Annotated in this window: 9 protein-coding genes and 1 pseudogene; 6 read left to right on the top strand and 4 right to left on the bottom strand. The window is 43.5% G+C overall.

What is annotated here, in order from left to right; genetic code table 11:
- Positions 1 to 15: 15 nt before the first annotated feature.
- From Q0110_RS01170 to Q0110_RS01145, 6 genes and pseudogenes are all read left to right on the top strand, one after another.
- Positions 16 to 1,500 carry a RagB/SusD family nutrient uptake outer membrane protein gene (locus tag Q0110_RS01170; RefSeq protein WP_297901077.1) on the top strand — a complete coding sequence of 495 codons (1,485 nt, stop codon included), beginning with the start codon at positions 16 to 18 and terminating at the stop codon, positions 1,498 to 1,500.
- A gap of 421 nt (positions 1,501 to 1,921) precedes the next feature.
- Positions 1,922 to 3,466 carry an arylsulfatase gene (locus Q0110_RS01165; RefSeq protein WP_297901074.1) on the top strand — a complete coding sequence of 515 codons (1,545 nt, stop codon included), beginning with the start codon at positions 1,922 to 1,924 and terminating at the stop codon, positions 3,464 to 3,466.
- Positions 3,467 to 3,498: 32 nt separating this feature from the next.
- A pseudogene (locus Q0110_RS01160) lies at positions 3,499 to 5,859 on the top strand (GH92 family glycosyl hydrolase).
- Positions 5,860 to 5,873: 14 nt separating this feature from the next.
- Positions 5,874 to 7,472 carry a sulfatase gene (locus Q0110_RS01155; RefSeq protein ID WP_297901071.1) on the top strand — a complete coding sequence of 533 codons (1,599 nt, stop codon included), beginning with the start codon at positions 5,874 to 5,876 and terminating at the stop codon, positions 7,470 to 7,472.
- 15 nt (positions 7,473 to 7,487) lie between these two features.
- Positions 7,488 to 9,083 (top strand): sulfatase, encoded by a 1,596-nt coding sequence (locus tag Q0110_RS01150; protein ID WP_297901068.1) that lies wholly within the window; start codon positions 7,488 to 7,490, stop codon positions 9,081 to 9,083.
- A 123-nt stretch (positions 9,084 to 9,206) separates the two neighbouring features.
- Positions 9,207 to 10,934 carry a tetratricopeptide repeat-containing serine protease family protein gene (locus tag Q0110_RS01145; protein ID WP_297901065.1) on the top strand — a complete coding sequence of 576 codons (1,728 nt, stop codon included), beginning with the start codon at positions 9,207 to 9,209 and terminating at the stop codon, positions 10,932 to 10,934.
- 214 nt (positions 10,935 to 11,148) lie between these two features.
- On the opposite strand, the gene Q0110_RS01140 is transcribed toward Q0110_RS01145, so the two are convergent.
- From Q0110_RS01140 to Q0110_RS01125, 4 genes are read right to left on the bottom strand one after another with little or no spacing between them, the layout of a single operon-like run.
- Entirely contained in the window at positions 11,149 to 11,859 is a 711-nt protein-coding gene (locus Q0110_RS01140) for a phosphatase (RefSeq protein ID WP_297901063.1), read from the bottom strand.
- A 50-nt stretch (positions 11,860 to 11,909) separates the two neighbouring features.
- Positions 11,910 to 12,500 (bottom strand): DNA-3-methyladenine glycosylase I, encoded by a 591-nt coding sequence (locus Q0110_RS01135; protein WP_297901060.1) that lies wholly within the window; start codon positions 12,498 to 12,500, stop codon positions 11,910 to 11,912.
- The gene (locus tag Q0110_RS01130) at positions 12,497 to 13,444 is read right to left on the bottom strand and encodes a 2-dehydropantoate 2-reductase (protein WP_297901057.1); all 948 of its coding nucleotides are present in this window, start codon (positions 13,442 to 13,444) and stop codon (positions 12,497 to 12,499) included. The genes Q0110_RS01135 and Q0110_RS01130 overlap by 4 nt, the downstream gene beginning before the upstream one ends.
- A 51-nt stretch (positions 13,445 to 13,495) precedes the next feature.
- On the bottom strand, positions 13,496 to 14,353 hold the full coding sequence (locus Q0110_RS01125) for a pyridoxamine kinase (protein ID WP_297901054.1): 858 nt from the start codon (positions 14,351 to 14,353) through the stop codon (positions 13,496 to 13,498).
- Positions 14,354 to 14,462 lie beyond the last annotated feature (109 nt).

Raw genomic sequence — 14,462 nt, 5'->3', positions numbered from 1 at the left:
AATTTGAAATTCATTATGAAGAAAATCATATATATTTGTTTTTTAGGGGGATTTCTCTCTATGAGCAGTTGTACATTTTTAGATGAATCTCCAGTGGATCGTTTGGTTATGGATAACTTCTATGCGAGTGATAAGGATGCGCAAGCTGCTGTGGACGCTACTTATCAGCAATTGATACCTATTTATAATCGGAATATGTATTTGGTTTGTGATTTGCCAACAGATATTCATAAAAATGGTTTGGGCATGCCCAACGCTGTCTTACAAGATTTGGAGTTCCTTCGCCATTCTCCGGAGAATACTTTTATAGCAGATATGTGGGGTGATAATTATGCCGGGATCATGAAAGCCAATGCTGCGATCAATAATATTCCAAGAGTTACTACTATGTCTTCTTCTGTTCAGGCTCGTTTGATTGCTGAGGCAAAATTCCTTCGTGCGCTTTATTATTTCAATTTGGTTCGCTTTTTTGGAGATGTTCCCCTAATTACAAAGCTGGATGATATCAATGATGCGGTGGGACCGCGTGTTGCGAAAGAACAGATTTACGACTTGATATTATCAGATCTGACGGAGGCAGAAAATGTATTACCCTTACGTTCCGAATATGGTGCGACCGATGAAGCCCGTGCCACGAAAGGGGCTGCCAAAATCCTCTTGGGGAAGGTTTATCTGACTCAAGGGGAATTCAACAAGGCGAAAGACAAATTGGCTGAAGTGGTGGAGCATGAGAAAGAGTTTGGTTATGGTTTGCATTCTGAATATAAGGCTAACTGGGATACGGAAACGGAAGCTGGTATCGAGGCTGTGTTTTATATTGAATTTAAGGAGAGCCCGTTACCAAATAATGGTGAGATGGGATTAGCCGGGCCTAAATATTCCGCACCTGGTGGCAGTATAGGTATTGGTGGTTCTAATGAGGCCGATATACCTACGATGGAGTTGCATGATTCTTATGGAGAGGGTGATAAAAGAAAGGATTTGAACTGCAAGTATGATTTTATGAACTCAAAGGGGGAAATGATCAAGACCAGTATTCCTTTGTTTGGTAAATATTGGATTGATGGAATATCTCATTGTAATAAGTGTGATATCAATATGCACATTATTCGCTATGCGGATGCAATATTAATGTATGCGGAAGCCTTGAATGAGGTAGGAGAGTCTACTAAGGCACTTCAAAATCTTAACAGGATACGAGAACGAGCTTATGGAAATACTTCGGGTAATTATTCAGGTCTGTCACAAGATGCTTTCCGTGATGCGATTTTAAAGGAGAGATTTTTAGAATTCCCATTGGAAGGTCATCGTTGGTTTGATTTGGTGCGTACAGGTAAGTTTGTACAACGAATGAAGGAACATAGCGTTTATGAAGCCAAGGTCGCAGAGGCTAATAAAACAGATATAGCAGCAAATATCAAAGATTATATGGTCTTGATGCCTATTCCTCAAAGAGAATTGGATTTGAATCCGGAATTAACACAGAATCCGGGTTATTAATAGGGTAAGTAAAGACGGTCATGAGATCAAATGTTGTAAATGATTTATTATTTGATTTACTGCCACTTTGTGATATACTCTGGTGTATAACAAAGAGATTGGTTGTCCTTGGAAGGTATTTGTGAAAGAAACCAAGCAAAAATAAGTCATTCTATTGCATGTTCAACTCTCATGACCCTCTTACTGAAAATCATAGACCATTATCGCAATTATTTGCAGGAGTGGATGTATGGCACTGGTTCGCCAGCGTTAGAGATGTTCAAACATCGTGATAATGAGGAAATTCGTAAAACCTTCATGAAAAAAGAACAACAGAAGATCAAACAGAAAGTAACCAAAAGATATAAAAAGTAATGAAAATCTCCGGTTATGTAAGAAATCTCTCAAAAGTTTTATTGGTAAATAATAATTTAGTTATAATATGAGACTTGAATTAACAGTTTTAGCCATCGGACTACTGTCCGGGGCGGCGGCTTTTGCCCAAAAGAAACCAAATGTGGTTATTATCCTCGCTGATGATATGGGATATGGGGATGTTGGTTGCAATAATCCTTATGCTCGGGTTAATACTCCTGCTATTGACCGATTAGCCCAAAGCGGTATCCGCTTTACAGATGCACATTCTGCTGGAGCTCTGAGTGGTCCTTCACGTTATGGTTTGGTGACAGGACGTTACTTTTCCCGGGTTGAAAAGAGAAAAGAATATTGGGGGTATTTAGCTCCTTACATCGAACCAGATCGATTGACTATTGGCTCCTTAATGCAGAATGCGGGATACACGACAGGATGCATAGGCAAATGGCATTTGGGATTGGATTGGCAACTTAAAGAAGAGAAACAACCTCTGGTACCAAAGGATAAATCAAACAGATATACCAATACGGATTTCTCGGCTCCAGTCAAAAACGGTCCGACAGAAAGAGGGTTCAATTATTCTTTCATTTTGCCGGCATCTTTGGATATGCCTCCTTATACATTCGTGAAAAATGACCGTGTAGTTGATCCGGATGTAATGTTGACCGCAGATAAGTATCCAAGAAAATTGGAAGACACTGAATATGCATGGGATCGTAAACATACCAAAGAGGATGATATTTATTGGGAACGCGGTACTTGGTGGCGTAATGGCGAGATGTCGAAATCGTTTAAGTTTGAGGAGTGTCTTCCTACGATTGTCAAAGAAGGAGTGTCGTTTATCGAACGTGAGGGAAAAAAAGACAAGCCATTCATGTTGTATATGCCATTAACTGGACCGCATACCCCTTGGTTACCTACAGAAAAGTATAAAGGCTCTTCAGAACTAGGTACTTATGGTGATTTCATAGCGACCATTGATGATGCGGTAGCTCAGGTCTGCGATAAGTTAAAGCAACTTGGATTGGATGATAACACCATTGTTATCTTTTCCAGTGATAATGGGGCTCCTTGGGCAGAAGAGGATATCCAGCAATATGCTCATCAGGCTAACTATAGTCGTCGTGGCCAGAAAGGTGATGCCTATGATGGAGGTCATCATATCCCCTTGATTATAAAGTGGCCGAATCACATCAAACATCCGAATGTGTGTGATCAGACAGTCGGTTTGGTAGATATCTTAGCTACCTTGGCTGATCTGACAGGCCAGTCGTTACCAAAAGGACAGGCCGAGGATAGTTTTAGCTTCAAAAGTATCTTGGATGGAGATATGAAGACTCCTACTCGTGATCAGATCATGTATTATTCAGGTTCTGGAGAATTGGCGATCAAGAAAGGCGATTGGAAATATATTGATTGCTTGGGATCTGCGGGTTTTACGGCTCCTGCCCGTGTAGCTCCGGTAAAAAATGGGCCGGTAGGACAACTTTATAATATGCGTACAGACTCATTAGAAAGTAATAATCTTTATTTGAGAGAGAAAGAGAAAGTACGGGAATTATCATCTTTATTAAATAAATTGATGAATCAAGGATATAGCCGTCCGCAATAACACATCTATAAGTGAGTAAAATATATAAAGCTATGTGCGATATGATACGAAATATAAAAAATATCTTAGGAATATTTCTAAGCGCCTTTTATAGTTTGAATTCTTACGCCTCTATTGATATAGAGCCATTTAATCCGGCTGATTATGTAAATCCCTTTATCGGGGCGAGTTGTAATCCGGATGCGTCTGGTAGTTTACATGGATTGGGTAAGACTATCCCAGGGGCTTTTGTTCCTTATGGAATGGTACAGGCTAACCCGAATACCGCTACCGGAAAGGATTTTAGCTCTGGATATAGTGAGGAAAACAAGACAATTGAAGGCTTTACCTTAACCCAAATGAGTGGGGTGGGGTGGTTTGGTGAGATGGGTAACTTTTTGGTTATGCCTACTACTGGCGAGCTTAAGACTATTCCGGGAAGAGAAGATGGTAGCTTAAAAGGATGGAGATCTTACTTTGATAAGGAGACCGAGACTGCTAAGGCTGGTTATTATTCCGTACAACTTATCGATTATGATATTTTGGCAGAGACCTCGGCTTCTCCACACTGTGGTATTATGCGTTTCACTTTCCCCGAGAATGACCGGTCTCGTATTCAAGTGGACTTGGCTCGAAGGGTAGCGGGAGCTTCTGAACGGCAGTATCTCCGTGTGGTAGATGAAAATACTATTGAGGGGTGGATTCGTTGTACACCCAATGAAGGGGGATGGGGAAATGGAAAGGGACAAGTGAAATATACCCTTCACTTTTATGGTCAGTTTAGTAAGCCCTTGAAAAACTATGGTTTCTGGAGTGCGGATATTCCTGACAATTGGGAAAGAAAGCGCGATAATGTATTGAGCACCGAGTATCAGACACGTTTGTCCGAAGCCGAAGTGATTCGAGAGGAATCGGAACTTGAAGGAAAATCCATCGGTTTTTTCACGGAGTTTGCCTCGAGAGAAGGTGAGCAGGTGACACTTAAAGTGGGTATCTCTTATGTAGATCTGCAAGGCGCAAAGAATAATTACAAGGCAGAGATCGCCGATAAGGATTTTGATAAAGTGCGTAAAGAGGCTTATGATAGCTGGAACAAGGAATTGAGACGGATAAGGATAACTGGTGGTACATCGGATCAAAAGATAATATTTTACACAGCCCTTTACCGCACGATGCTTGATCCTCGTATCTATACCGATGTGGATGGCCGTTACGTAGGAGGAGATTACCAGATATATCGTACGGATGGAAAGTTCGTTAAGCGCACCGTTTTCAGCGGCTGGGACGTGTACCGTAGTATGACCCCGTTGTTGTCTATCATCAATCCGGGTGTGGTTAACGATCTGTTGAACTCTTTGATCACATTGGCCGATCAGAGTGGTAAGGAGTATTATGAGCGTTGGGAACTTTTTAATGCCTATTCTGGCTGTATGATTGGAAATCCAGCTCTTTCTGTCTTGACCGACGCTTATGTGAAAGGGATCCGCTCTTATGATGTGGAGAAGGCTTATGCGTACGCTAAAAATACGTCTGCTTTATTTGGTAACGATAAACATGGGTATAGTTTTGACGATCGTAATCGTTGTATTTCCCTTACATTGGAGTATGCCTACTTTGATTGGTGTATCTCCGAGATGGCAAAAGCTTTGGGAAAGAAGGAGGAAGCCGAGGTGTACGCAAAGAAAAGTCAGGCTTATCATAATATCTGGGATCCGGAGATGGGGTGGTTTCGCCAGCGTTTGGAGAATGGTGAGTGGTCGCCCATGAAGCCCAAGGGACGTTTACAACAGGGGTGGGGTTGTACGGAGAGTAATCCGTATCAACAAGGTTGGTTTGTTCCTCATGATATACCGGGAATGGTTAAGTTGATGGGAGGTCGGGATGCCGTGATAGCGGACTTGACCGAGTTCTTTGAAAAAGCGCCTAAAAACTTGAAATGGAATGATTATTATAACCATGCCAATGAGCCGGTTCATTTAGTCCCATTCTTATTTAACCGGCTGGGAACTCCTTGGAATACGCAGAAATAGACACGCCATATCTGTGATAATGCCTACAAGAACGCTACGTTGGAAGGGCTTGTCGGTAATGAGGATGCCGGGCAGATGTCCGCATGGTATGTGTTGTCTGCTTCAGGTATACACCCATCTTGCCCGGGTAATACCCGTATGGAGATTACCAGCCCGGTATTCGATCGTATAGAGTTTGATTTAGATCCGGCTTATGCTACGGGAAAGAAGTTTACGGTTATAGCCCATGATAATACATCGGAAAATGTTTACATTCAAAAGGCATTATTAAATGGAAAAGAGTACACGAGGTGCTATTTGGATTTCTCCGATATAAAGGCCGGATCGACATTGGAACTTTTCATGGGTAAGGAACCGAATGAGAATTGGGGTAAAGAACTTTAATAAAAGAATTGTATATGAAACGAACTATCGTTACAGGAGCATTGATGGCTCCCGCTTTGTTGTTCTGCGCTTGTGGAACCGGACAGAAGGAGGTGGGAAAGAACCCCATGAACATTATCCACATTATGTCGGATGACCATTCTTATCAGACCATTAGTGCTTATGGCCATGTCTTAGGTAAGTTGGCACCTACGCCAAACTTGGATCGTTTGGCATCTGAGGGTATGTTGTTCCGGCAGGCATTTGTCGAGAACTCACTCTCTACTCCAAGTCGTGCTTGCTTGATGACAGGTTTGTATAGTCATCAAAATGGGCAGAGGCAATTGGGTAAGGGGATTGATACTACAAAGGTATTCTTCTCCGAGATATTGCGGGAACATGGTTACCAAACCGCTGTCGTGGGTAAATGGCATATGCAATGCGAGCCAAAGGGCTTCGATTTTTATCGGATACTGAAAGGACAGGGGGAGTATTATAATCCAACATTTAAAGGTTCGGATTCGAACGGCCAATATATCAAGGAGGAAGGATATGTTTCCGAATGTATTACCAATCATGCCTTGGAGTTCTTAGAAGGCCGGGATAAAGACAAACCTTTCTGCTTGTTAGTACATCATAAAGCTCCACATCGCAATTGGATGCCACCCGTGAAGTATTTGGATTTATATGAGGACGTGGAATTCCCTTATCCGGAGACGTTTTATGATGATTATGCCACACGTTGCGATGCTGCTCGTACGCAAGAGATGAATATAAAAAATAGCATTACTATGGCTTATGATATGAAGGTGGTGGAGTGGGCCAACCAAAATGTGGAAATAGATGCGAAGTCCGATTTGAAAAAGTGGAGAAATGCTTTCGATCGGTTGACTCCGGAGCAAAAGGAGGCGTGGAATGCCGCTTACCAGCCTCGTAACGAGGAATTCATCAAGCAAAACTTAAAAGGAGATGAATTGTTGAAATGGAAATACCAACGCTATGTCAAGGATTACGTGCGTTGTATTAAAGCCATTGATGACGAGGTGGGGCGTTTGATCGCTTATCTGGAAAAAGAAGGCTTGATGGATAATACGGTAATTGTATACACGTCGGATCAAGGCTACTATATGGGCGAACATGGTTGGTTCGACAAGCGTTTCATGTATGAGGAGTCTTTCCATACTCCATTGATTATCCGTTATCCGGGAAAGATTAAAGGAGGAAGCGAATGTTCTGCGCTTGTACAGAATTTGGATTATGCTCCGACTTATCTGGATATAGCAGGCATAGAGAAGCCGGATTATATGGAAGGTTCTTCTTTGGTACCGTTATTGAGCGGTGAGACCCCGAAAGATTGGCGGGAGTATTTGTATTATCATTATTATGATTATCCGGCTACTCACATGGTGCGTCGTCATGATGGTGTGCGGGATAACCGCTACAAGTTGATTCATTTCTATGGGGAGAAGGATCAAAAACGTAATGCGATCAATTGCAGCGAGCTTTACGATTTGCGGAATGATCCGAACGAGTTAAATAACTTATATGATAATCCGGAATATTTAGAGACACAGATTCGTTTGCAAAAACGTTTGGATAAATTTCGCTCGGACTTGAATGTTGATGAGTATTGATAAAAATTATGTAGTATGAAAAATATGACTATTGCGGGAGCTTTATTGACTCCCGCCCTGTTGTTCTCCGCTTGTGGAACAGAACAAAAAGAAGCGGTAGAGAAACCACTGAATATCATCCATATTATGACAGATGATCATTCGTATCAAACCATTAGTGCCTACGGACATGCGTTAGGAAAATTGGCTCCTACGCCAAACTTGGATCGTTTGGCCTCTGAGGGTATGTTGTTCCGGCAGGCGTTTGTCGAAAACTCGCTTTCCACGCCGAGCCGTGCTTGCTTGATGACTGGGCTTTACAGTCACCAGAACGGGCAAAGGCGGTTAGGAAAGGGAATCGATACGACCAAGGTGTTTTTCTCGGAGATTTTGCGGGAACATGGTTATCAAACCGCTGTCGTGGGTAAATGGCATATGCAATGTGAACCTAAGGGGTTCGACTATTATCGAGTATTATGGGATCAAGGCGATTATTATAATCCTGAGTTCAAAAGCCCGGAATCGAATGGTAAATATGTGAAAGAGGAAGGGTATGCGACGGAGTGTATCACTGATCATGCCATAGAATTCCTAGAAGGCAGGGAGAAAGACAAGCCTTTCTGCTTGTTGGTTCATCATAAGGCTCCGCATCGTAACTGGATGCCGCCAACGAAATATATGGATTTGTATGAGGAGGTGGAATTCCCTTATCCGGATACTTTTAACGATGATTATGCCACTCGTTGTTCAGCCGCAAGTACACAAGAGATGAATATCAAGAACAGTATGACAATGGTGTACGACTTGAAGGTAGATGAACTGAAAGAAAAAGAGGCTTATAAAAATGAATGGAATATCAAAGGATGGAATGCCTCTTTGGATCGAATGACTCCGGAACAACGGGAAGCTTGGGTCGCTTCTTACAAACCTCGTAACGAGAAATTTATCAATGAGAACCTGAAAGGAGAAGATTTGGTTAAGTGGAAATATCAACGTTATATCAAGGATTATGTACGTTGTATCAAATCTATAGATGATGAGGTGGGGCGTTTGATTGCCTACTTGGAAAAGGAGGGTCTCATGGATAATACCGTGATTGTTTACACGTCGGATCAGGGTTTCTATATGGGTGAGCATGGTTGGTTCGACAAGCGTTTCATGTATGAGGAGTCTTTCCGTACGCCGTTGATTATCCGTTATCCCGCTAAGATTAAGGCCGGAAGTGAATGTATGGCCTTGGTGCAGAATATTGATTATGCCCCGACTTATCTGGATATAGCCGGTATCGAGAAACCGGATTATATGGTAGGGACTTCTTTGGTTCCTTTGTTTGGAGGCGAGACTCCAAAAGATTGGCGTGAGTATCTGTACTATCATTACTATGATTATCCTGCGATCCATATGGTACGCCGTCATGATGGTGTGCGTGATAACCGTTATAAACTAATACATTTCTATGGAGAGAAAGATGAGAAGCGTGATGCGATCAATTGTAACGAACTTTACGACTTGCAAAATGATCCGAATGAGTTGAATAATTTATACGACAATCCGGAGTACGCCGATATCCAAGCTCGCTTGCAAGCTCGTTTGAATAAGTTCCGTGTAGACCAGAAGGTTGACGAATATTAAAGCGGTAACTTTATCATATCCTTTATTTTCCATAAGTTTGGCAGATAGAAAGATTCTTTTTATTGGGCTATCCAGTATAAATATTTACATTTGCGGTATATATTCTGATAACATGAAAGCGAAATGAGAAGAATTGTTCTGTTGATTACGGTTTGTTGCCAAGTGTTTTGGGGGGCGGCGCAAAAGAAGGCTCCTAAGTGGATGGATAAACAACGGAAGGCGGTGGTTACCATCACGACTTATGGGAAAGATAACCTGAAGAAAGCATCCGGTACGGGATTCTTTGTAACCGAGACCGGTGAGGCGTTGTCCGGCTATTCCTTGTTTAAGGACGCGGAGAGGGCGACCGTGACGGATGCCGGAGGAAAAGAGTATCCGGTAAGCCGTATCTTAGGGGCCGATGAATTATATGACGTGATTAAATTTAAGGTAGAGGTTCCGAAGAAAGTAGTGTTCTTGCCGATCGCCAGCGAGCCGATTGCGCAAGGAACTACCGCTTATCTGATGCCTTATTCGACTGGTAAGATCACGAAGTTCGGGGTAGGGCCGGTCTCGGAGGTCAGTAAGTTGAAAGACCCGTTTAGTTATTATAAGTTATCGATGGCGTTGGAGAGCGGTCTGGTAAACTCTCCTTTATTGACGGAAGATGGAGAGGTGTTCGGCTTGGCCCAGGAAGATGCTTCCGGGAAGAAAGAGGATTCCTATGCGGTTTCGGCGGGATATGCGAATAGCCTGACAATCCATTCGGCAGACGCTTTTAATTCCACGTATAGCCGGATTGGTATCCGGAAGGCGTGGCCGTCGGACGTGAATCAGGCGCAGGTCTCTTTGTATTTGATGGCGAGCTCGCAAGATCCGAAGACCTATCTGGCTACCTTGAATGATTTTATCGCTACGTTCCCGGATTCTCCCGACGGATATTTGAATCGAGCCAATCATTACGCTTACCACCGTGCGGATCTAGCTCCTACGGAGGCCGGGCAGGCCACTTATCTGGATAAGGCGTTGGAAGATATAAACACGGCTTCCCGTTTCAGCGAGCGGAAAGGAGATGTCTGGTTCAACCGTGCCAAGCTGATCTACGGTGTGGCCGCTACAGATACGACCTTGAATAAGGAACAGTGGACTATCGATGCCGCTACCGAGGCGATACAAAAGGCGATCGGGGAAGAGGATCTGCCTGTCTATCGCCAGTTGGAGGGAGACATCCATTTTTATAAGGGCGATTTCGAGCGAGCATTCGATGATTATATGAAGGTGAACGATAGCGATATGGCATCTTCTACCTCTTGGTATTGGGCGGCCAAGGCGAAGGAGAATATCCGGGGAGCCAATTTCGGGGATATCATCGCCTTGCTGGATAGTGCCATCGCTAAATGCGGGAACCCGCCAACGAACGAGGCTGCTCCCTATCTTTTGGAACGGGTGGATATTCGTTTAAAACTGATGCAATACAAGGAGGCCGTAGACGATTATAATTTATATTACGATATCTTGAAAGGGCAGGTCGATGATCGTTTCTTCTATTACCGGGAACAGGCGAAGTTCCGCATGAACGATTTTCCCGGTGCTTTGGCCGATATTCAAGACGCTATCCGGTTGAATCCGGGCGATCCGACTTATCATGCGGAGGAAGCGTCTGTATATATCCGTATGGAAAATTACGATCAGGCATTGAAGAGCTTGGAGAATGCCCTGAAGATCGCTCCGGATTTCGCTTCCTGTTACCGTCTGCGAGGTATTTGCTATGTCCGCCAGGGCAAGAAGGCAGAGGCTTGTGAGGCTTTCAATAAGGCTAAAGAGCTGGGTGACCCGGTCGTGGATAAATTGATAAAGGAACATTGTAAATAACGTAGTATAAGAAGGGGCAATCATCTTCGGAAGAAACTCCGGTTTTCTTAGGAGAAAACTCTGGTTTCTCCTAAGAAAAACTTTAGTTTCCTGCTGGAGAAACCTTAGTTTCTATAGGAAGAAACTAAAGTTTCTTTTGCGGGAAATTTAAGAAAACTGTAATTGGTTGATTCCTCGTGTATTATAGTGATTCAAAAAAGTATTATAGAAAGTCTTATATCCCTATAAATTTCTTGAATGCCTCTATCTTGTCGTTTAATATCAATTTCTCCGGGAATCTTGTCTCCTGCAATAACTCATAGACATAATCGTACCTGGCTATATCGAAAGATATATGCGCATCGCTACCTAAAATAACAGGGACCTCGTATTTTTTGCAAAGACGTAAGATCGTAAGGTTATTGTCTCTAGCGGCTAGTTTCTTGCGGACGGGGTTGAGAGAGCTGTTGTTGATTTCCAGCAATGTATGATATTCTTTGGACGCTAATACGATCGGCTCGAAATCTACCTCGGCTGTGCCGTCTCCCGGGTGGCTGATGATATGGATATACGGATTGCGGATCGCCCCGATCATCGCATCCGTATTTTGTTCGACAGTTCCCGGTTTATAACAAAGCGAATGGATACCCGCTATCCGGATATCCAGCATCGGGAAATATTCCTCACCCAGATCGATCGTACCCTTATAGTCGATGATATTTAATTCTGCCCCGAGCAATAATTCTATGCCATACATCAGGCGGGGAACCACGTGCAGGTTACGAAAGTAAATCGGGGCGCATGTTCCAGGTATGCCGGGCGCATGCTCTGTTATACCCAGTAGCTTAAGTCCTTTCTCGGAAGCGGCCAATACCATTTCTTGCAAGGTGCTAAACGCATGCCCACTGGCTGTCGTGTGGGTATGCACGTCAAGTAACGTCTTCATAAATTATTCTTTAACCTCCCGCGAAGATAATTATTTATATAGGTGTAACGTTAGGAATTGATTTTCTTTTTTCGGCAAACGCAGTCTGCCAGATGATCGTCGATAAATCCCGAGGCCTGCAAGTAGGCGTAGCAAATCGTAGCCCCAAAGAATTTAAATCCTCGTTTTTTCATATCCTTGCTCATCGCGTCGGATTCCGGAGATGATACCGGGATCTCGCTCAATGACCGGAAAGTGTTAACGATCGGTTTTTTGTCGGGAAAGAACGATAATGTATAGTTATAAAAACTACCGAACTCTTTCTGTATGGCGAGGAATAACCTTGCGTTCGTGATTGTCGACTTGATTTTCAAACGGTTCTTCACGATACCGTTAAACTGTGTCAACCGTTCGATATCTTCATCGGTCATTTGTGCCACCCGCTTGATGTCGAAATCATGAAAAGCCTTGCGATACCCCTCACGTTTCTTGAGGATAGTTATCCAATTCAAGCCGGCTTGGGCGCTCTCTAATACGAGAAACTCGAACAGAGTCTTATCGTCAGTCACCGGTTTTCCCCATTCTTGGTCGTGATACCTCACATATAGCTCATCGGTTCCGCACCAACCACAGCGCCCGTTTATTATATCTTGCGAGATCATGGCATTTCAGTTTTTTTCGGATAAGGATAGAAAGACAATCCGTTGTACATAAATCGGTAAGTCGGGACATCCACGCCGAGTTTCTCCGCTTGACGGATCACATATCCGGTCAAAGTCTCCAGTTCTGTCTTTTTTCCGGCTATAAAATCACTGTGCATGGAGGTCGTGGAGCCGGCAGGCATCATCTTTTGCGTCTCGATGGAAGTGTAAACGATATCATCGGGCAAATTGACACCCATAGCCTCCGCTACGCTTTTTAGCTCGGAACCCAAGGCGATAAACAGGTCGATATGCTGGGCCAGCACTTCATCAATCGGCTGGTTGAAGAAGCTCGTGGCTGTAGCGGCGGTAGAGATCATGAAGAATTTCTTCCAGATACGGAGATCTATGTCTGCGGGGTTAAAAGCGTTTAGCCGGGCATACATAAGCAACTTAAGTAACTCGGATTGCCGGTTCTTGTCTGCGTTCTTATTGCCGAAAAAGATACGCTCTTTCAAGGAGAATTTCTCGACGACTCCCGGTCTCGTTAAACGGGAACCGATATAGACACATCCTTTCCATACCTCTTGTCCGGGTAATATATCGTGGATTCGTTCTTCGATATCCAATCCGTTTAGTAAGGGGATGATAACGGTCTGAGGCCCGATGACAGGTTTCAACTGCCGGATATTTTCTTCCAGATCATAACTTTTCGTGCAACAGAAAAGATAATCTACCGGTCCTATCTCGGCGGGATCATCGGTAGCTAGTGCTGGAGCCGTATGGATCGTCCGGATACCCAGTTGTATTTGCAGACCGTTTTCACGGATAGCCTTTAGATTTTCTCCGCGGGCGATAAAAAAGATGTCCGCTTTTATTGTCCCTTGATAACGAGCGGCGATCATGCCTCCATAATAACCACCCACAGCGCCGATACCGGAAAACGCTATTCTTAATTTAGCCATACTATTTATTATTCCTTATTATCTGCAAATATGGGAAAAAAAGGCTCTCATTTATACCAGTTTCAGTTCTTTTAGTAAATCAGGGATGGATTGCTCGAAGTTTACGCCAAAGCGATAGTCCGTTCGCGCCTTGAATGTCCGATGAATACTTTCTGCCGTGAAGCGAACGGCTATTTCCGCTGATCTTTCCAAGTTGAATTTATTTAACAAACCGGAGAGCAAGGCACTAGCGAAAACATCTCCCGTTCCATGATAATAACCGGGTATCTTCTTTGTTAAGACATATGCTGTAATGTTTTGCCTTACGTCGAAGGTAGCGGCTCCCAGCTCATTCTCGTCGAAATAGACGCCGGTCAAGACAATTTGTTTAGGGCCGAGCTGTCCTAATTTATGTAAAATGCTGTCGATATACGCCTTGGTATAAGGTCCGGCTTGATATGGCTCACCCAGTAATAAGGTAGCCTCTGTCAGGTTCGGTACGATAATGTCTGCCCTCTCGCAAAGAGCTTTCATGCCTTTTGCGAATTTAGGAGTGAGTATCTTGTATAGTTCTCCGTTGTCGCCCATAACGGGGTCTACTAAGATTAGGTTATCTTCCTTCTTGAAAAGGATGAAAAATTCTTTTACGATGTCCAATTGCTCGAAAGACCCGAGAAAGCCACTGTAGATGGCATTGAATCGGATGCCTAGATCTTTCCAATGCTCCATGAACGGACGCATGTCTTCCGCCAGGTCTCTATATGTATAGCCGGGGATTCCTCCTGTGTGTGTAGAAAGTATGGCCGTGGGCAAAGCGCTTGTCTCTATTCCTGCCGCCGAGAGGATCGGGAGAGCTACTGTCAATGAGCATTTACCGAATCCCGATAGATCATGGATGGCGGCTACTCTTTGTTGTTGTTCCTTATTCATCTTGAATTGATTAAAATATGACAGGAAAACAAGTACGGATCGGGAAAGGTTTATTTTAGATTTTCAACGGTTTGATACAACCGTGTGAGGAATAAACATTTAACGGAGT

It is taken from the genome of uncultured Parabacteroides sp. (assembly GCF_947855115.1).
Classification (GTDB): domain Bacteria; phylum Bacteroidota; class Bacteroidia; order Bacteroidales; family Tannerellaceae; genus Parabacteroides.
Note: the sequence above shows the minus strand (reverse complement) of the source record. Positions and strands in the feature narration are given on the sequence as shown.